General features: G+C 67.1%; 17 protein-coding genes. 4 read left to right on the top strand and 13 right to left on the bottom strand.

Annotated features, from left to right (window positions below):
• Positions 1–64: 64 nt before the first annotated feature.
• The 5 genes from VNF07_10195 to VNF07_10215 form a co-directional block, all read right to left on the bottom strand.
• Positions 65–1,186 carry a hypothetical protein gene (locus VNF07_10195; GenBank protein ID HVB06601.1) on the bottom strand — a complete coding sequence of 374 codons (1,122 nt, stop codon included), beginning with the start codon at positions 1,184–1,186 and terminating at the stop codon, positions 65–67.
• Positions 1,187–1,308: 122 nt separating this feature from the next.
• Entirely contained in the window at positions 1,309–2,640 is a 1,332-nt protein-coding gene (locus VNF07_10200) for a Rieske 2Fe-2S domain-containing protein (protein ID HVB06602.1), read from the bottom strand.
• A 197-nt stretch (positions 2,641–2,837) separates the two neighbouring features.
• The gene (locus VNF07_10205) at positions 2,838–3,650 is read right to left on the bottom strand and encodes a class II aldolase/adducin family protein (protein HVB06603.1); all 813 of its coding nucleotides are present in this window, start codon (positions 3,648–3,650) and stop codon (positions 2,838–2,840) included.
• A gap of 57 nt (positions 3,651–3,707) precedes the next feature.
• On the bottom strand, positions 3,708–4,871 hold the full coding sequence (locus VNF07_10210; GenBank protein HVB06604.1) for an amidohydrolase family protein: 1,164 nt from the start codon (positions 4,869–4,871) through the stop codon (positions 3,708–3,710).
• A gap of 401 nt (positions 4,872–5,272) precedes the next feature.
• Complete coding sequence (locus VNF07_10215; GenBank protein HVB06605.1) at positions 5,273–6,889, bottom strand: thiamine pyrophosphate-binding protein; 1,617 nt, start codon at positions 6,887–6,889, stop codon at positions 5,273–5,275.
• A gap of 152 nt (positions 6,890–7,041) precedes the next feature.
• Here VNF07_10215 and VNF07_10220 point away from each other — a divergent pair, with 152 nt between their 5' ends.
• Positions 7,042–8,124: an NAD(P)-dependent oxidoreductase gene (locus tag VNF07_10220; GenBank protein ID HVB06606.1), complete on the top strand. Its 1,083-nt coding sequence runs from the start codon at positions 7,042–7,044 to the stop codon at positions 8,122–8,124.
• A 27-nt stretch (positions 8,125–8,151) separates the two neighbouring features.
• Here the strand turns inward: VNF07_10220 and VNF07_10225 are convergent, their stop codons facing one another.
• From VNF07_10225 to VNF07_10260, 8 genes are all read right to left on the bottom strand, one after another.
• Positions 8,152–8,775, bottom strand: a complete 624-nt coding sequence (locus tag VNF07_10225; GenBank protein HVB06607.1) for an ABC transporter ATP-binding protein — start codon at positions 8,773–8,775, stop codon at positions 8,152–8,154.
• A gap of 125 nt (positions 8,776–8,900) precedes the next feature.
• Positions 8,901–9,431, bottom strand: a complete 531-nt coding sequence (locus tag VNF07_10230; protein HVB06608.1) for a hypothetical protein — start codon at positions 9,429–9,431, stop codon at positions 8,901–8,903.
• A gap of 62 nt (positions 9,432–9,493) precedes the next feature.
• A complete protein-coding gene (locus tag VNF07_10235; GenBank protein ID HVB06609.1) occupies positions 9,494–10,114 on the bottom strand; it encodes a cupin domain-containing protein in 621 nt (206 codons plus the stop codon).
• A 371-nt stretch (positions 10,115–10,485) separates the two neighbouring features.
• On the bottom strand, positions 10,486–11,274 hold the full coding sequence (locus VNF07_10240) for an ATP-binding cassette domain-containing protein (GenBank protein ID HVB06610.1): 789 nt from the start codon (positions 11,272–11,274) through the stop codon (positions 10,486–10,488).
• On the bottom strand, positions 11,271–12,101 hold the full coding sequence (locus tag VNF07_10245; protein HVB06611.1) for an ATP-binding cassette domain-containing protein: 831 nt from the start codon (positions 12,099–12,101) through the stop codon (positions 11,271–11,273). The genes VNF07_10240 and VNF07_10245 overlap by 4 nt, the downstream gene beginning before the upstream one ends.
• Positions 12,098–13,141: a branched-chain amino acid ABC transporter permease gene (locus VNF07_10250; GenBank protein ID HVB06612.1), complete on the bottom strand. Its 1,044-nt coding sequence runs from the start codon at positions 13,139–13,141 to the stop codon at positions 12,098–12,100. The genes VNF07_10245 and VNF07_10250 overlap by 4 nt, the downstream gene beginning before the upstream one ends.
• Positions 13,142–13,148: 7 nt before the next feature.
• Positions 13,149–14,024, bottom strand: coding sequence for a branched-chain amino acid ABC transporter permease (locus tag VNF07_10255; protein HVB06613.1), 876 nt, complete (start codon positions 14,022–14,024; stop codon positions 13,149–13,151).
• Between the two features lie 149 nt (positions 14,025–14,173).
• On the bottom strand, positions 14,174–15,475 hold the full coding sequence (locus VNF07_10260; protein ID HVB06614.1) for an ABC transporter substrate-binding protein: 1,302 nt from the start codon (positions 15,473–15,475) through the stop codon (positions 14,174–14,176).
• Between the two features lie 368 nt (positions 15,476–15,843).
• Between VNF07_10260 and VNF07_10265 the strand changes: the two genes are divergently transcribed.
• From VNF07_10265 to VNF07_10275, 3 genes are all read left to right on the top strand, one after another.
• Complete coding sequence (locus tag VNF07_10265) at positions 15,844–16,350, top strand: MarR family winged helix-turn-helix transcriptional regulator (protein ID HVB06615.1); 507 nt, start codon at positions 15,844–15,846, stop codon at positions 16,348–16,350.
• Between the two features lie 73 nt (positions 16,351–16,423).
• Positions 16,424–17,749, top strand: a complete 1,326-nt coding sequence (locus tag VNF07_10270; protein HVB06616.1) for an LCP family protein — start codon at positions 16,424–16,426, stop codon at positions 17,747–17,749.
• Between the two features lie 101 nt (positions 17,750–17,850).
• The gene (locus VNF07_10275) at positions 17,851–18,468 is read left to right on the top strand and encodes a cation transporter (GenBank protein HVB06617.1); all 618 of its coding nucleotides are present in this window, start codon (positions 17,851–17,853) and stop codon (positions 18,466–18,468) included.
• Positions 18,469–18,719: the final 251 nt, after the last annotated feature.

An 18,719-nucleotide genomic window follows, 5' to 3' on the forward strand; every position in this document is an offset into this window, starting at 1 on the left:
CACGCGGTGCTCCGGCCCTCCATCTCAGTGCTCGGGGGCTTCAGCTCCCGTGATTCTGCAGCACCTAGCAGCTAGCCGTGATGAAGCACGCGATGGTCGAGCCCTTGGCGAGGCTCGTGATGTACGCCTGCTTCGCCGTTACCGGGTCGTTGTACGTCGGGTTCAGACCGTCCTTCAACATCTGCGCCTTGAAGCCGCCCGCCTTGAACGTGAACTTGGCGGCTGCCCGCAGGGCGACAACCTCGGCGTTGGGCACGCGGGTCTGAGTGACGAGCGGAGTGCCGCCCGCCTTGCTCATCGCGAGCATCGCGTCGTACTGTGACGTGGCCAGCTTGCTCTTCGCTGGATACTGCGCGAGCAGCGACGCCAACGTCGGCAAGTGCGTGAGGCTGCTTCGGTACAAGGTGCCGGGTGCCGGCTGGACGGTCACAGCCAGCGGGACCGCCTTCTGCGCGGCGATGAGCGCCCCCGAGTTGCTCAGCGAGATCAGCGAAACCGGCGCGTCACCGCGGAGGAAGCCCTGCACAAGGTCGGTCAGCTTGATGTAGCCCGAGACAAAGTTCGTCTTCACGCCGAGCACGCCCATCCAGACCCTGAGAATCAGGTTGTCGGTCCCCGAGTTCTCCGTCAGGATCGAAACCGGAGAACCGGAGCTCTTCACCTGGGAAAAGGTCTTGAATGACGAGCTCGGGTTCGCGACGAGGACCGACGTGCTCTGCCCCGCTTGGGCGATAAACGCTAGTCGTGCCGGGTTGAAGTTCAGACCGGCGGTGTGGGTGACCGACAGAGAGATGTCATTCAGCACGTTGAGCATACCGATCGTCAGACCGTCAGGCTTAGCGGCAGCCATCGCGTCCTGACCGGTGATCGTGTTGCCGGTCGTGATGTCTTCGACGTTCACCGTCGCGTGGAGGTAGGCACCGAGGTACGGAGCGAGGGCCCGGGCATACAGGTCGAACGGTCCCCCGGTCGATCCGGGCTCGATCAAGGTGATGGTCTTGCCCTTGTAGAACTTCATTCCCTGCTGTAGCGGCGTCAGCTTCGAATGCCTCACCGATGCGCCGGCGCCGATTGGCGCAGCGAGCATCGCGGCGGCCATAGCACCAACCCCGAGTGCCATGACGGCCTGTCGCCGCAGGCGCGGCCCGCCGCTTGAATCCTTCCTCTGCCGTGAGAACACCAGCAACCCCCTCCTTGAAGTGATACATCGTAGGTAGATCGTTACAATATCGCAGCCTTATCGAAGGACAACCGTATTGCAAGCCACCGACCCCGTCCGGGGCGAAGCGCACCGCTCGGGGACGGGCCTCAGGGCGTCGCGGGCACGGGTGATCCCTCCGCGGCACGCATCAGCTGTGAGGCGAGCTCGGTCGCGGGGCCGTAGCGATCCACGTCGTCACGGTAGTACCCCCTGTGAAACTGGTTCCGGTAGCCGGCAACCTGCGAGTTGCGAGGCGCGTTCGCGGAGCCGATGCGCGGCTCGAGCTCTATGCAGTCCGGAACACTCGAGGCGTCACGAAAAACGTTGAGCGGATCGCGCCCTTGCTCCACTGCCTCGATCTGCTCAGAGATGAGGCGTCGAAACTCGATGATCGCGAGGTCGGTCGCGCCAAGATTCTCTCTTGATCGATCAGTGATCGGCCCCTGCGACCACCATGCCGCAATGTCCTGAGCGAGGACGTAGTCCAGCACAGGCTTACCGTGTTCGTCGTGGATCGGATGCCAATAATACGGCACGGTGTCCTGCACCGGGGCCTGCACTCCCGGCGCGTGGTACAGCACATAGGAAATGTGGTAGGTCCGCTCGTCGTCGAGCGGAATTCGCATATTCACTTGAGTGCGTAGACCGCCAGCTCCGCGCGAGTAGTGAGGGAAGATGTTGTAAGGAAACCACTGGACCCGATCGCTCTCCGCGCCCTTCTCCACGGTGAACTGGATCCCCTTTCGAAACCCGTAACGGTCTCGCTCTACCACGACGTGATCATGGCCCTCGACCCCACGGATGCTCGTGTATGCACGATGTGTAGCGCTGTCCTGTGCTCGGCCCTCAAGCGCTCCTTCGCGCTCAAGAATGTACTTGAAGAAATGGCCGTGTAGATAGGGATTGTGGTAGGGGTCGGCGGAGTTCTCGTGACACTGCAGCCAGTTGCACGGGATGATCGTGAGGCCGATCTGACGGATTGCGTTCGGCCACACAAGGAAGTCCCACCGTGGGAGCACCGGCGCCGGGAGCGGCCCGAGGTATGCGAAAATCAGTCCGCCGAGCTCTTGCACTGGGTAACCACCGATGTTCACCCGTTCCTTGAGGCGGCTACCCGGCGATTCAAGTGGCGTCTCCGTGCATTGGCCGGACTCGTCATAGCACCAGCCGTGGTAGGGACACCGGAGACCATGTTCCTCGGGAATTCCGAAGCGCATGTGGACAAGACGGTGCCCACACCGCGGCTTAATGAGCCCGAACGTGCCCGAGCGGTCGCGGTAGAGCACAAGCTCCTCGCCGAGCAGCTTTACCTTACGCACCGGGTCATCGTCGAGCATCGCCGTGGGAGCGATGGGCTGCCAGTACCGCCGCATCAATTCGCCGAGCGGTGTCCCCGCGCCGACACGTGTGAGGCGCTCGTTCTCTGAAGCCGTGACCATTGCTCTCCTCCCACTCGGTGGCGACACCGTTGAGTGACCGTTGGCGCTCCAAACGCGATACACGGGTACCGCAATTACCGGGCCTACAACTCAGCTGACCAACTTCGGCCGTCCGGAAACTGTGGCGAGACTCCGTCTACCGGGATGCTTTTTTCCTCTCGCTCCCACGCCAGGACTTAATTCGTGATCCGCAAAAACTAGTCCAGATCCTCGCCGGCGAGGCTGCGGTAGTAGCGAAACGCTGCGAGCATGCCCGCCTCGCCACCCGCGGAACCCCGCGTGCGCGGGCCGGTGTCGTTCTGGCGCTCCTTCATCAGCGCGAGGTCCTGCGCGGGGATCGGCTGCGGGTCACCGAGCAGGTAGGCCTTGTACATCATCGTCACGAGTTCGTTGAGCGCAAGGGTGCGAACCGTTGCGTCCTCCACGCCGTCGCCAACGACGCTCACGCCGTGACCGCGCATCAGTGCCACCTTGCTGGCGCCCATGAAGCTCGCAAAGTCCTCGCCGAGCGCGTCGTTGGAGATCGTGATGCTCCGCTGGTAGGTGCGCACGCCGTCAATTGCGAGGCGCGCCCCTGAGCCATAGGCGGCGTAGATCGGAAAGATCTCCTTTTCACAGATCGTGAGCAGCACCGCGTGCTCGGGGTGCACATGGATGACGGATTTCACGTCCGGGTTCTTCTTCATCAGCCAGATGTGGATGAAGCTCTCCGAGGGCGGTTGCAGGCCGTCGGGCCCGGCGACCTTGTCGCCGTTGAAGTTGACCTCGATGACGTCGTCCGGTGTGGTGTAGCGGAGGCCGACCTCGTCGGGTCCCTTGCCCTTGATAAGCAGGGTGTCCTCGCTCATCCGGTAGCTCACATGGCCGAGGGCGGCGTGGGTGAGCTCCAGCTTGCCGAGGATCCGGCACGAGCGGGCGACCTTCTCGATGAGCTCTTTGCGATCCGGGGAATCTGCCATGTGCGCGCTCCTTTGCGACGACTGATCTTGCCTCAACTGCGGGGCCCGCACCCGGGCAAGCGAACAGCATGGGTGCCGGACACCGGCTGTTCGTCTACCGCGCTCGGGTCACGGCTCGCCGAAGCAGCGGACCGCGTTGTCCCACATCAGCTTGCGCATCGCGGGGCCCGCGATGCCCTGCTCCTGCCAGCCGAGGACGATCGAGGTCGACTCCGGGAAGCGGGATTCGGCGTGCGGGTAGTCGGTGCCGAGCATTAGCACGTCTTCGCCCAGCTGGTCGATGACGTGCTTGGCCATCTCGGGGCCCTCGTGCATCTCGATGCTCGCGAAGAAGCGACCGCTCGTCAGGTACTCGCTGGGCTTCATCTTCAGCTGCTCGTTCACGTAGCCGACGTAGATCATCTGGTCGTCGAGGCGCTTGCTCCAGAAGGGGAGCCAACCGAAGCCGGACTCGAGGATCGCGAAGTTGAGGTTCGGGTAGCGGTCCATCATCCCCGAGCCCGTCACGGCGGCGACGAAGCGCATCGCCGCCCACGGGTGGCTCGCGCTGCGGCCGATGAAGGGGCTCTCCCACAGGTCCCGGTAGCCCGGGTAGCCCGTCGCGAAGCTGTGGTGCACGACGGCGAGGCCTGCCTCCTCGGCGGCCTTCCACAGCGGCTCCATGTCGGGGTGGTCGATCGGGTAGTCGAGCGGCATGTGCGGCTGGATCGCCACCGCCCAGGGCGCGTCGCCCCACTTCTCGATCTCTTCGACTGACTCCTTAATGGAGCGGGCGGTGACGACGATCATCGTCTTCAGGCGGTTCGGGTACTGGCCGCACATGTCGTTCAGGCAGCGGTGGTTGGCGCGGATGAACTCCATCTCGACCTCAGGGTTCTCCGCGTTGTTTGCCCCGTTGCCGACCATCATGTGGACGTCGACACCCTCCTCGTCCATGTCCTTGATGCGGATGTCCGCCCACTCGTTGCCGCCGAAGCTCGGGAAGCGCGAGCCCATGAAGGTCTGGAAATGGCGCTCCTGCTCGCGGGGCTCGCCCTCGCCGAGGACGCGCGGCTTGCTGCCACCCCATCCACCGACGGTGCGGCTGAAGCTGTAGCGGTGCCGGAATGGCGCCTCGAAGACCTCACCGGCGTGGCCAATCTTCACCTCACGGAGGTGGCCGTCGAGGTCGGGCACGAGCTCGCGCACCCGCGGTGAGAGGTACGGCTCGAGCTGCTCGGCCGGAAGCGAGCAGTGGGTGTCCGCGTCGAAGACCTTGAAACCGTCCTTCATGGATCTTCCTTTCGCTCCGCCCGAGTACTGGCGGACTCTTCGAAGAGCTCGGTGTTGGGGTGATCGCCCCGGGGTCCACCACCCCGGTCGTCAACCTCCCGAAGGAGATCATCGTCAGTTCAACCACGCGAGGTGATGATTCGTGGAGATTCTAAATGAACTTGCCTAACCGTGTGCGGTTCGTCGCTCCCGACTCGCCCAGGCTCTGCTTTGGGGCGGCGACGGCATGCCTGGTGAACCTCGAGTGGCGCCGCTGGAGGACCTGCGCGGCGCGGAGTCGACGTCGAGCGGTCGAGGCGTTGGACCTCGCTCAGCGGCTCGGGCGAGACGGGCAACGGCGGCGCCGCAAGCATCGCGGACACGCTGGCAGTTTTCGCTACGGGAACGACTCGAGCGACAGATCAAAACTGCGCGAGGTACTGCGCGGGGTCGATCTGGGCCTCGATGATGAGGGGGCGCGTCAGCCCCCCGAGGTCGCCGAGGACCTTCTCGAGGTCGCCCTCGGAGTCGACCCGCACGCCGTCGCAGGCGAGGCCACCCGCGAGCGCGACGAGGTCCATCTCCTCGAGCTGGGTCGCGGTGCTCGGGTAGCCGATCGCCATCTGCTTCAGCTCGATGCGGTTGAGGCTCCCGTCCGTGAAGACCACGCAGACGAGGCCGAGGCCGAGGCGGGCGGCGAGGCGCAGCTCGGTGGCCGTCATCGCGAAGCCGCCGTCGCCGATCATCGCCACGACCTGGTGCCCGGGCACCGTCATCGCCGCCGCGATCGCGGCCGGGAGGCCGAAGCCCATCGCCGAGAGGCCGTTCGACATGAGCACCGAACGCGGCCGCTCGGTGCGCCAACCCTGCGCGACGAGGAACTTGTGCGAGCCGACGTCGGTCGTGACCACGGTGTCGGCCGGCAGGGCGGACTGCACGAGGTCGACGACGTCGCTCGGGTTGAGGCGACCACTGGTGCGCCCCGCGTAGTACGCGGCCCGCAGGCGCTCGCGGTGCGCCGCTACCTCCCCGTCGCTCCAGCGCGGCTCGCCGCGCCAACCCGCCGTCAACCAGTCGAGCACCGCGGCGATGTCGCCGGTCACCTCGCAGGGGGCGGCGTAGATCTGATCGGTGTTCGGGGTCGAGTCGAGGTGCAGCACCGGCGCCTTGAAGGTCCAGGGCTTCACGAGCTCGACCGGGTCGAAGCCGACGGCCACGATCAGGTCGGCACCGTCCATGAACTCCTTCACGACCTTGTTGCAGGCGACGTCGCTGACGCCAGCGAAGAGCGGGTGGCTCTCGGGAAAGACGCCCTTGGCCATCGGCGCGACCACGACGGGCGCGCCGAGCGCCTCGGCGAAGGCGACGAGCGACGCGGACGCCTCGGCGCGGGCTGCGGAGATGCCGGCGAGCACGATCGGGCGGCGCGCCCCTCCGAGGAGCTCGAGGGGGCCTGCCGCGCCTGCGGCGCGCTCGACGACGACCGTCGCCTGGCGCTCACGTCCGAGGGGGACCGCCAGCACCTCGCCGTCGAGGGCGGTGGCCGTCAGGGAGTCGTTCGGGCAGGTGAGGTGGACGGCGCCCGGCCGCTCGGCCGTCGCGGTGCGGATCGCCTTGCGGATCACCGTCGCCGCCGAGCGCGGCTCGAGACGCCCCGACCACTTCGTGATCGGCGAGAAGAGCAGTTTGTGATCGACGACCTGGTGGGTGAAGAACTGCTCACTGCCGCTCTCGATCTGACCGGAGAGGGCGAGCATCGGGACGCGGTCGAGCTGCGCGGCGGCGACCCCGTTCACGAGCGCCGTCGAGCCCGGCCCGAGCGTTGAGAAGGCGACGCCGAGGGAGCCGGTGAGCGCGGCCTGACCCTCGGCCATGAAGGCCGCTGTCCCCTCTCGGCGGGCGAGCACGACGTCGATCCCCTGCCGGCGCGCCTGTTCCATGAGCTCGATGGTCGGGTCCCCGGGGTAACCGAACATCGTCGTCACCCCCGCCGTCACGAGCGAGCGTGCGAGGACCTCAGCGCAGTTCTCGTCGGTCACGTGTTTCCTCCCCGCTGGCGGACACGCTCGCGACGGTTCGGGTCGTAGCCTGCGCAGTACGGCCAGCCTACCGAGGCGTTCCAAAGCGGCACCGGCTCGCACGTGACCACCGTCACGGGGCACGATCTCCCCCGAGGCCAGGGGGGAGACCGGTGAGCGTCTGCATCGTCGTCGAGGAAGACCCGATCCTGCGCACGGTGCCGGTGATCCTCGACCCGGCGACGAGCGCCGAGCACGAGGCCGCGGTCGTCGAGTGGTACCGCCACGACGTGCGCGACTTCCTCGCCTGGCGCGACGGCCTGCGGGCGCGCCTGTCGGGCCTGTTCCCCGCCGAGGTGCTCTTCGCCTTGGGGCAGGAGGACTTCGCAGAAAAGGTCCCCCGCGCCGACGCCATCGTCGTCGAGAGCCTCCTCGTCGGGGAAGCCGAGCTCGCCGTCGCGCCGCGGCTGCGGGCGGTCCTCAAGTTCGGCGCGCTGCCGAGCAACGTCGACCTCGTCGCCTGCCAGCGCGCCGGCGTGCGCGTCGAGGTGCAGCGCCGTCACGTGAACGTCGCTGTCGCCGAGCACGCGATGGCGTTCATGCTCGCCCTCGCGAAGCGACTCCCCGAGGTCGGTGGGGTGGTCACCGCCGCGGGCCTCGTCGCGGCGGGCTTCGACCCGACGCCCTTTGACCGCCGCTACACCGGCAACTCGAACTTCGCCCGCATCCCCGGCCTCGGCACCCTCGCCGGCGCCACCCTCGCGATCGTCGGCCTCGGCGAGATCGGCCGCGAGATCGCCCGCCGGGCGGCGGCCTTCGAGATGCGGGTGCGCTACTTCCAGCGCCACCGCGTGGAGGCCGTCGAGGAGTGGGCGTTGCACGCGAGCTACGGCTCGCTCGAGGAGATCCTCCCGACGGCGGACTACGTCTCGCTGAACCTCCCCCTCACGCCTGCGACGCGCGGCTTCATCGGCGCCCGCGCGCTCGCGTCGATGAAGCCGGGCGCGGTCCTCGTGAACGTGGCGCGGGCCGAACTCGTCGACCGCGTCGCCCTGCTCGAGGCGCTCGACTCCGGCCACCTCGGGGGCTTCGCCCTCGACGTCGGCTACGAGGAGCCGGCTGCCCCCGACGATGCCCTGCTCGGCCGGCCGAACGTGCTGCTCACCCCGCACTCGGCGGTCGGGAGCCGCTGGAACGGCATCCACGACATGGAGGAGATGTACGCGAAGCTCTGGCGCGCCCTCACCGGCGGCTGAAGCCGGGCGCGCCCGCGGGCGGGGCGCTCAGCTCCTCGCCGCGGGCGCCGGAGCCACCTTCGCGTGCTCGTTGATCGCGAAGGGGAAGTGACAGGCCACGGAGTGCCCCTCCCCCACGTCGGTGAGCGCGGGCGTCACCTCGGCGCAGACCGGCGCGGCGAGCGGGCAGCGGGTCCGGAAGCGGCAGCCGCTCGGCGGGTCGAGCGGTGAGGGGGGCTCCCCCTGCAGCCGGATGCGGCCGACGGTCGTCGGTATCCCCGGCCGCGGCGGGATCGCCGAGAGGAGCGCTGCGGTGTAGGGGTGCGCGGAGCGTTCGAACATCGTCGCGGTCGGCGCGACCTCGCAGAGCCGCCCGAGGTACATCGTCCCCACCCGCTGGGAGAGCGTCTTCACGACCATCAGGTCGTGCGCGATCAACAGGTAGGTGAGATGCAGCCGCTCCCGCAGCTCCGCGAGCAGGTTGAGGATCTGCGCCTGGATCGAGACATCGAGCGCCGTCACCGGCTCGTCGCAGATCACGATGGCCGGCGAGGCGACGAGGACCCGCGCGATCGCGACCCGCTGGCACTGCCCACCGGAGAGCTCGCGGGGGAAGCGGTTGCCGTGACGCAGCATGTCGAGGCCGCCGAGGTCGAGCATCTCGGCCACCATCTGGTGGCACTGCGTGAATGGTCAGATATCGCGTGAAAGTTGTGACAGGCACTTCACGACTAGCGCGCGGACGCTTCACCCACATGTCGCGGTCCGGACGCGCGCATCTTTGTCGAAAGGCTCGTTCAGACGGACTCGATCTGCTCCAGTCCGTCGAAGCCGAGGGCCTTGATGAAGCGCGCGGTCGCGGTGATGAAGCGCACCCGCCCGTTCGGCCCCGCGAAGTGCTGGTGGTTCACGTACGGCGGGATCCAGATGAAGTCGTCCGCTTTCCACTCGAGCTTCTTCGGCTCGTCCGCCCAGCTCCAGGTGTAGTCCACGTCGACGGTGAAGGAGGGGTCCCAGTGCAGGTCGTAGCCCTCCCCTTCGAGCACGTAGATCACCTCCTCGGAGAAGTGACGGTGCTTGCCGGAGTGCTCCCCGGGCTCGATCACCTGGATGTACATGTCGAGCGCGTACTCGGTCGTCCCCATGTGGTCGTTGATCAGGTGCTTGAGGCGGCCCTGCGGGCTGTCCTCCCACTCCTGGTCCTCCGGGCGCACGATGCTCTGCAACGACGGGCGCTGCACCTTCATCAGCTCGGCCTCGGCGAGCGCCCGCTGATAGTGGACGCTCCCCTGGCGTCCGGTCCCGTCGAATCGATCCCCTTCTTTCACGGCATTCCCTTTCGCGAGTCCTTCCGGGCTGCCCGGCCCCCTGATCGCTGCGTCGGTGGCGATCAGCCGCCCGAGTAGCCGTGGTCCACGGGCCCGCCCTGGTCGATCACTTCCTGGGGCAGCCAGTCCTCGAAACCGGGGAGCGGCTCCTTCGGGGCGCGCTCGACGAAGCCCTGGAAGCCGAGGTTGGCGAAGAGGTACACCGGCTTGGACTTCATGATCAGCATCTTCGCCGGGTTGGCGTCGTCGGCGTTGAAGTGCTGGTGCACGCAGCCCGGCTCGACGATGCACACGTCGCCCGCCTGCCAGGGGTACTTCTTCCCGTCGTGGACGTCGTAGCCGTCGCCCTCGAGGATGTAGAAGGCCGCGGTGTTCATGTGGCCGTGCTTCTGGCTCTTCGCGCCCGGCGCGAGCAGCTCGAAGTGGCAGTGGAAGAGCTGGGTGAAGTCGACCGAGTCCGGGTCGATGAGGGTCTTGCCGTACATCTGGGGGCCGCCGGCCCAGGGTTTGCTGCTCGCCGGGATGACGCGCGGCGCGTCGATCAGCTTCTTGTAGATGTCGGAGTACTTGCCCGAGAGCTCCCGGACGAAGGTCCGCTGCCGCTCGGGGGTGCTCGCTGCCGCCCGCGCGACGTCGAGGAGCTCCTGTGCCGGAATCACCTTTTCTTCGTAGGCACTGGTCATCCGCGCCTCGCTTTCCTCGATTGGATCTCCAGGACCGAGGCGCTACGAGCGGGCGTCGGGGCTCCTCCGCACCCGCTCGTTGCGGGGCGGCCGGGGCCGGGTAGCTCGCGCGTCGTGCCAGCGTCGAGCCACCTTACCCCTTCGCTTGAGAAACTCCATGGAGTGGGTGAGGAGCGGTTTCGGGGTGTCCGCGACGCCGGCGCCGCAGGACTTTCGGTGGTTGCGCATCCCCTTCCACCACGGAGGCCCGCACGGCTCGCTCAGCCTGTCACCGCAACGCCGCTCCCACTGGCCGCGTGAACCCGAATCCCACCGAACCCGACGGCCGGCACGCGGGATTCGGTCGCTGGACCAACCTCCACCAAGCGCGCTTACGGGGTACCGCCCTCGAGGGGCTCATCGGAGATCATGGGATCGACGCCGACCGATTCGGCGAGCAGGCCGTGCGTTCGCACCAGCTCGAGCATGTGTTTCGCATCGCCGGCCCGGAGCATGCGGCCCCCACCGATGAGGCACGCAGTGTCGGCCACACTGAGCGCCGCTTCCACGCTCTGCTCGACGATGACGATGGTGCGCCCTTCGCTTGCGAGCTGCGGGACCGTTTCGAAGAGCAGTTCATCCACGAGGTTTGGCGACAGGTTGGAGGTCGGCTCATCGAGCAAGAGCAGCGTCGGCTCGGTCATCAGCGCTCGGCCGAGCGCGAGCTGCTTCCGCTCGCCACCGCTCAGCTTGTGCCCAGAGGATCCACGCTTGGACTTCAGTTGCGGAAACCGCTCGAGACAGGCTTCGATGCGCTCGGCGGTCATGTGACGTGGGAGTAGGTAACCTCCCATTCTCAGGTTTTCAATCACCGAAAGCCCCGGGAACACATCATTTAGCTGCGGAACATAACCCACGCCGCGCTGGGCGAGTATGTCTGCGCTGCAGCCGGTGACGTCTTCGCCCTGATGGAAAACCTTCCCCGCGAAGACGCGGGCGTCGCCCATGATCGCTTTCAAGATGGTGCTCTTGCCTGCGCCGTTCACCCCCACGACGGCGAGAATTTCACCAGCACCGGCCGAAAATTCGACCCCTACGACAACCGGCTCCCGATAGCCGGCCGCGATGCCAGCCACGTGCAGGCGCTCGGTTGAGGTGCCCTCGGACGATTCGGGTTTCACGACGGAGGCCCCGCCCGCCGTCCGAGATATGCCTGGCGAACGAGGTCGTTCTCGGCGACCTCGTCGAAGGAACCTTCGGCGATCGCCTCGCCATTCGCCATCACGATCACGACATCACAGACCTGTCGGATAAAGCCCATCTCGTGGCCAACAAGCACGACACATACGCCGCTGGAGCGCAGCGTCGCCAGATCGTCGGCTAGTCGAGCCACCAGCCACGGGGCCATTCCGACGGTCGGTTCGTCGAGCAAGATGACGCTCGGCCGCGCCATCAGGACCCTGAGGTATTCAACGATCCTTCGCTGGCCGCCGCTCAGCTCACCGCACCGCCGCTCGGCCTGGTCGAGCATCCCGAACTCGGCAAGCAACCCGAGAGCTCGTTCCGTCGAGGCGCGCTCATGAGATCGCCACTTCCTTCGGGTGAGTAGCGCCGACACCAGGCCCTCGGCGCTCGGCGACTTGGTCCCAGCGATCACGTTCTCGAGCACGCTCAGTCGCGAAAAGATTCTGGCCGTCTGAAAGGTCCTAAGGAGGCCCAACTCAGAGCGTTGGTGCGGTCGCAGGTGGGTGATGTCCCTCTCCCCCAGCAGGACGCGCCCGCTGGCGGGGCGTTGCGCGCCCGCCAGCACCGCAATCAATGAGCTCTTCCCGGCGCCGTTCGGCCCGATGATCCCCGTTACCGCGCCAGCGGCGGCGCGGACCGTTACGCCGTTGACGGCAACGACGCCGCCGTAGTGCACGACAATCTCTGTCCCCGACAGCGGTGTCCCCGGCGTCGCCCCTCCCTCCGTCAGGGAGGCCGAGCCCACACCAAGAATGCCGGTCACTGAGCGGGGCCCTCGTTCGTCGTCGCACCGGATGGCCCGGTTATTCGGATGGACTCCTGGCCGAGCGGACCCACCTTCTCAGGTGGAGCCCGCCCACCAAGTCGAAGCGATGCACGCTCCCGGAACGTGCCTTGCGGCAGGAACCACAGCACCGCCAGGTAGACGACCCCGATGAGGATCCACTGCAGCGAGTCAATCAGTCCCGGATAGCCGATTGCCGGTAGGAAGGACGGCAGTTGGAGCAGGATCACGCCCACGATCAAGGCGCCGAAGACCGCGCCGTACTCGCTGCCGACACCGCCAAGGATCACTGCCTGGAGGAGGACGAAGGTCTCCTGATAGTTCCAGGCAGACGGCGACCACGCACCGATGAACTCGACGAGGAGCCCGCCCGTCAGGCCGGCGATCATGCCGCCGACGACGAAGAGGCGCATCCGAACTGACCAGGCGTTGATCCCTAACGACGCCGCGGCCTCCTCGTCGTCCCGCAGGAGCCGAACCGCGCGACCGAACGGCGAGATGCTGATCCAGCGACAGAGGAGGAACACTCCACCGCCGAGGAGAAATGACCATGCGACATAGGCCCAGTCGTAGGCGGCCACGGAAGAGCCGAACACCGATCGAAGCGGCGCAGGGATGTTCGCGATGCCGTTCCCTCCGTTCAGGAACGAGCTTGTGTTCCCTACCAGCTGGTTGGCGATGATGGCGATCGCGAGCATCGCCGCCGCCTGGTAGTCGCGGCGCATCTTCCGCATGGTTGCCGGCCCGATGACTGCCGCAAGGAGACCGCCTACGAGCACGGCAACGATGAGGGGCAACGGAAACGGGAGGCTCGTTCCCCAGAAATATGTCTCGCTCTGGGCGACTCCCGTCGCTGACGAACCCACGCTGGTGAGTGCGGCCGCATAGGCGCCTGCCGACTCGAAAATGATGAAGCCAAAATTGACGATGCCGCCGAGGCCGAACTGCAGATTGAGCGCCAGTGCGCCCATGGCGTAGACGACGAAGTACACCGCAGTGAGGGAGAGGTAAAAGTTCATTAGCCCACTAGCCCATCGCTTCCGATTTCTCCCAGAGCTCTCCGAAGAAGCCTCGCGGACGCACCAGGAGCATCAGCAGCAGCACGCCGACCGCGATGGCAACGTTGAACGATCCCGCGCCGAACGAGCCGGCGATCTGAATGACGAGGGCGAGCACGAGCGAGGCCAGCGCCGCGTAGCCGATGGCACCGATCCCCGCGACCACGACGGCCGCGAGGATGTAGGGCAGGAAGTTCGTCCCCGTCACGAACGACACACTCAGATAGCTGACGGACAACAGGGCCCCGCCGAGGCCGCAGAGCATTCCCGATACGAACCAAGTCAGGCGAACCACGCGCTCCGTAGGGATCCCAGAGGCCCGGGCCAGCTGGCCGTTTGCAGCACTGGCGCGAATCCCGATTCCCAGTTTGGTGCGATGGAGGATTACCTCAAGGACAGCGACGGTCGCGAGCGCCGTGGCGACGATATACAGCTGTGTACTCGTAAAGATCATGCCCACCACATCGTGATTCCCGCCCAACGGGAAGACGAACTGGAATATCTCGCTGCGCGTGATCGCTGCCATGATGTAGTCGATGATCAGGCCGATCGCGACACTCACAATCGCCATCTCGAACAACCGCGCCCCTCGGCTGGCAAATCGGCGGATGACCACCCTCCCGACCAGAAGGGAGAGCAATCCCACGGCGATCGATCCGATCACGACTCCGACCCAGATCGACAGCCCCTGCTCGGTGGTGAGCAGAGCGGTGAACGCACCGACCGTCATGAAGGAGCCATAGGCAAGGTTCAGCACGTTGGTCATGCCGAACTGGAGCGAGAAACCGATGGCTGCGATGCTGAGGATCGCCGCCTGGACGATGCCGAACCCGATGCTCGTCACCAGTAGATGCAACTTGCGCACTCCGGATGGTCGTGGGCTGGACGAGACAACTACTCGGTGCCATGAGAGCCTTGGGGTCTGCCTCGCCTCTCTGAGACCCCGGTGGGCGCGACCTCAGAGCGAACGGTGATTTACCGCCGGGCCGTTGCTCAGCTGCTCTGGATCTTTTGTGCGGAGATGAATGCCCGCTCGACGTAGTTGCCATGCGCGTCGACGCCCTCGACGACCTGGCCGCCGTACGAGTTGTGATACGTGTTGAAGTCAAATGGCCCGCCGGGACCGATGTAACGGATCGACTTGCCCTGCTTGAGGAGTTTCACTCCCTGTGCGTACGTATAGACGACCGTCTTCCCCGCACCGGGGTTCGCGATGGACATGATCTCCTTGTTGAAGACCGAGCCCGTCACGGATTTGGCTGCCGTCGCTGCGAGCGCGCTCAGAACCACCGTCTGATACCCGTTTGCCGTGTTGGGGCTCGTGAGATACTTCGACGGGTCGGGGACTTGCCCCAGCGCTTTGGTGCCGAGAAGCGACTTCTCGAATTGTGCCGTCGACGCGTTGGGCTTGGCCGCAGCATTGCTGACCGTGAGGTATTCCTTTGCGAACTGCGTGGCGCCGACGCCCGATCGGAACGGGTCCATGTAACTTGTCTGCACCCCAGCTTGTGTCGCGATGAAATGAATGGTGCCAGTGTGCTGACGCGTCAGCTCCCCGAAGAACGTCGCCGCAGTGGTGGGGTCAGTCTCCGTGAAGATCACCTGAGGGTTGGTGGCAACGACGCGCGCGACCTCTGACTGGTAAGACGGCTGGTCCGGGGAGACATTGAGCTCCGAAACTAGGTTGAGATGCAGCGATTTGATGCCGGCGACAATCCCCGGGAGGTCTCCCTGTGAGCCCTGGTCAGACCCGAACACCGTCGCGACCCGCAGCCAGCCCTGCTGCTTCGCGTAGATCGCCATCGCGACCCCGTTCGCCGCATCGGGCGCGACAGCCCGCCAGAAGTACGGGTAGTGGCTTCGATCGAACTCAGATTGCCCTGCCGCGGACATCATGACGAGCTTGTCCGTGTTCAGCACCGGAACGATCTCCGGCCCGGAGTCTGAGCCTGGTCCGATCAGGAAGAAGATGTGGGAGGTCGTGGCGACGAACTTCGCGACATTGGTCAGGGCATCGGCCGGGTCGCCCTTCGTGTCGACGGGGTCTACGGCAATCTTGTGGCCGAGTACGCCGCCGTCCGCGTTGATCTCATCTGCCGCGGCGAAAGTCGAGGACTGCGCATGGAGGCCGATGAACCCCGAACCTCCGGAATACGGATAGACGACACCGATCGCGATGGGATATGGCGTCGCCTGAGGCCGGGACGACGCGGAGGCGATGCACGCTGTCGAGAGCAACGTCGCGGACGAAAGCAACGCGGCGGCGGCGCGGACAAGGATCTTCGATCGAGACATGTTCCCCCCCTTGACTTGCCTTGCATCCCCCAAGGCGTCCGATTCGATGTTGCCCTGCGATTTCTATCGTAGCCGGAGATACTTTTCAATTAATTACCCCCTACGGTTGTCACTTGTCAAACGACCGCATGAGTTGGTCCCACGCCCAGGACCACGCGTGGGACGGTCGCTGGATGGTCGGCCGAGGGCTGATCGGCACTCCGCGCCACGGCTCCGCCGCGGCTCGTGGTGCGCCACGCGCTCCCCGCGCGCGCCCCGAACCATCCTCGACGTTCGACCGGCGCCCGCGCCGCCGTTCGAGTTGGATCACCGCTGGCCCCAATTGAGACGCCGGGCTGTCGGCCACCATCCCGCCTACGCTCCTAGCGATGCGCACGACCGGGCTCACTCCGCCGCGACCCGAGCGGCCGCACCGCGGCGACGAGGCCGCGAGTGACGCGCTCGAGCGCGAGCTGCTCGCCACGCTGCACGACGTGCTGCGGTCGATGACCCGCGACATGAAGCGGGCGATCGCCCCCTTCTCCCTGTTGCCGAGCCAGGCGCGCGTGCTGCGTCACCTCGACCCCGAGGGGCCGATCTCGATGCGCGCCCTCGCGCACCGCCTCGGCTACGACCCTTCCTTCGTCACCGCGACTGCGCGCATCCTCGAGGACCGCGGCCTCGCCCGTCGTGAGGTCGACGAGCGCGACCGGCGGGTGAAGTTCCTCGTCCTCACCCCCTACGGCGAGGAGATCCGCGCCGGCCTCGACCACGACTTCTTCGGCAACCTCCCCCGCATCCGCCGACTGAACGCCACCGAACGCGCCGAGCTCTTGCAGCTGCTGCAGAAGCTCGTCGGGAACGTCGCGCCCGGCGGCGAGGGCGCCGAGGACTGAACCGAGGAGCCGCCGCGCGCACCGAGCACGGCATGACACGGATTTCCTGCATGCGGCCGGTACCCTTTTCGCCGTGGCCCCCCGACGTTCCGCACCGCTTCATTCGCCGCGCCGTGAAGGTGACGAGGAGTTCCGCGACGACACGGGGCGGGGCGACGGCCGGCGGCGCAACGGGGAGCGGCGGGACCGACCGACGCGCTCGCGCCGCGACCGTCGCCGCCGGGCGGCCGTCGCGCGCAGCCGCGGCCAGCGCATCCGCCGCCGCCTGCTGTTGAGCTTCGGCTCCCTCCTCGGCATCGCCGTGCTCCTCGCCGCCGGCCTCTTCGCCTACGGCCGCTGGCGCTTCGACCAGATCGCCAAGGTCGGCGTGAACGGGCTGGCGGAGCGGGTCGCGAACGAGCCCTTCGACGTCTTGTTCATCGGCTCGGACTCGCGCAGCTTCGCCACCACCAAGCTCGACTCCTCTGCCTACGGCTCCTCCTCGAGCGTCGGCGGACAGCGCAGCGACGTGATCATCGTCGCTCGCATCTCCCCCGCGACCCACCAGGTGAAGCTGCTCTCGATCCCCCGCGACACCTACGTCGACATCCCCGGCACGAGTGACATCGCCGGCCCGAACCGCATCAACGCGGCCTTCAACTCGGGGCCCTCGCTCCTCGTGCAGACGATCACGAACGCCTTCCACCTGCCGGTGAGCAACGTCGTCGAGGTGAACTTCCCGGGCCTGCAGAACATGGTCGACGCCGTCGGCGGCATCTACCTCAACTTCCCCGACCCGGTGCGCGACCTCAACTCCCACCTCGGGATCACCCGTACGGGCTGCCACCTCGTCTTCGGCTCGCAGGCACTCGCCCTCGTCCGCAGCCGCGACCTCTCCTACGAGACCGGCGGCGTGTGGCACTACGACGGCCTCGGCGACCTCTCCCGCATCCAGCGTCAGGACGCCTTCTTCCGGGCGCTGCTGCCGCGCCTTCGCGACGTGGTCGGCAGCCCGACCCGTCTCAACAGCCTCCTCGGCGCGGCGACGAAGAACCTCATCTTCGACAAGTCGCTCACCGAAGGAGAGCTCCTCAGCCTTGCGCAGCTCTTCCACGCGATGGGTTCCTCGGGGCTCAGCACCGAGACCCTCCCGACGATCCCCTGGACGACGCCCGGCGGTGCGGACGTGCTCCTCCCCGCGGCGAGCGCCGACGAGCAGATGATCAACCAGTTCATCTCCTTCGGGACGCCGCACGCCACGCTCACCGCCGCGCTGACGGGCCCGACCCCCGCGACGCTCACCGCCGCCGGCGACAGCGGCGCGGTGACGGTGACGACCGTGCCCTCGAGCGCCTCAGGCGCCGATGTCGCCACCAACACCCAGAAGGAGCCCTGGAACCCCTACCCCTGCGCCCCGTGAGGCGGACGACCCCGATCCTCGCAGCCCCTCGCGCCTGACGCGCGCGCCGCGCGGCCGGGTTGCTCCGGCCCGCGGCCCGCTTTGCGAGAGGATCGCGGGCGATGACCCGCTCGGCACGCCTGCTCGTGGCGCTCGCCCTCAACCTGGCACTCGTCGGCGGTCTCGCCTACGTCGGCGTCACGGCACACTCGCTCGGCGTCCTTGCGGCGGGAGTCGACTACCTCGCGGACGCGGCGGCGATCGGGGTCGCGGTCATCGCGATCCGGCTCACGGCGCGCTTCCCGAAGGCGAACGCGCTGGCTGCCGCGGTGAACGCGGGATGGCTGTTCGTGCTCAGCCTCCTCGTGATCGCGACCGGGATCGAGCGACTCGTCGCGCGCACCCCCGCCGTGCACGGCCTCCCGGTGCTCGTGATGAGCGCGCTCGCCGCGGTCGTGATGATCGGCGCGGTGCTCGTCCTCGGGGTCGACTTCGACGGTGACGACGACAGTGACGAGGGCCTCAGCCACAAGGCGGTGCTCCTCGACACGGCGGCGGACGCGGCCTCCGCCCTCGGGGTCGCGACGGCGGGGGCGGTGATCCTCGCGACCGGCGGCTTTGACTGGCTCGACCCGGCGGTCGCGCTCGCGATCGCGGCGGTCGTCGACTGGCACGCCTACGCGCTCTTGCGCGAGGCGCGGTCGTCGCTCCGCGGCGAGCGGCGAGCGTTCGCCCCGTAGCCGGAGACCGCGACCCGCGACGCCCTCGGGGATGACGACGGGCGGATCGTCTCCTAGGGTGCGGCCAGGTGACGGAGGCCGGCAGCAGCGAAGGGGGAAGCATGGGGGAGATCCCGCATCCGGACATCACCCGCCTCTCGGGGGACTCGCACGTCCTCGAACCGAAGGACCTGTGGACCTCGCGGCTGCCGGCGAAGTTCCGCGACCGGGCGCTGCCCGGGCGGGCGCGCTACGAGCGCGCCGGGGGCGGC

The organism is Acidimicrobiales bacterium (genome assembly GCA_035533595.1).
Taxonomy (GTDB): Bacteria; Actinomycetota; Acidimicrobiia; order Acidimicrobiales; family Bog-793; genus DATLTN01.

Bases quoted from the DNA above. Each gene is read 5' to 3' on its own strand.
- VNF07_10200 (HVB06602.1), bottom strand. From the start codon at position 2,640: ATGGTCACGGCTTCAGAGAACGAGCGCCTCACACGTGTCGGCGCGGGG.
- VNF07_10210 (HVB06604.1), bottom strand. From the start codon at position 4,871: ATGAAGGACGGTTTCAAGGTCTTCGACGCGGACACCCACTGCTCGCTT.
- VNF07_10225 (HVB06607.1), bottom strand. From the start codon at position 8,775: ATGGTGGCCGAGATGCTCGACCTCGGCGGCCTCGACATGCTGCGTCAC.
- VNF07_10235 (HVB06609.1), bottom strand. From the start codon at position 10,114: ATGACCAGTGCCTACGAAGAAAAGGTGATTCCGGCACAGGAGCTCCTC.
- VNF07_10250 (HVB06612.1), bottom strand. From the start codon at position 13,141: ATGAACTTTTACCTCTCCCTCACTGCGGTGTACTTCGTCGTCTACGCC.
- VNF07_10260 (HVB06614.1), bottom strand. From the start codon at position 15,475: ATGTCTCGATCGAAGATCCTTGTCCGCGCCGCCGCCGCGTTGCTTTCG.
- VNF07_10265 (HVB06615.1), top strand. From the start codon at position 15,844: ATGCGCACGACCGGGCTCACTCCGCCGCGACCCGAGCGGCCGCACCGC.
- VNF07_10275 (HVB06617.1), top strand. From the start codon at position 17,851: ATGACCCGCTCGGCACGCCTGCTCGTGGCGCTCGCCCTCAACCTGGCA.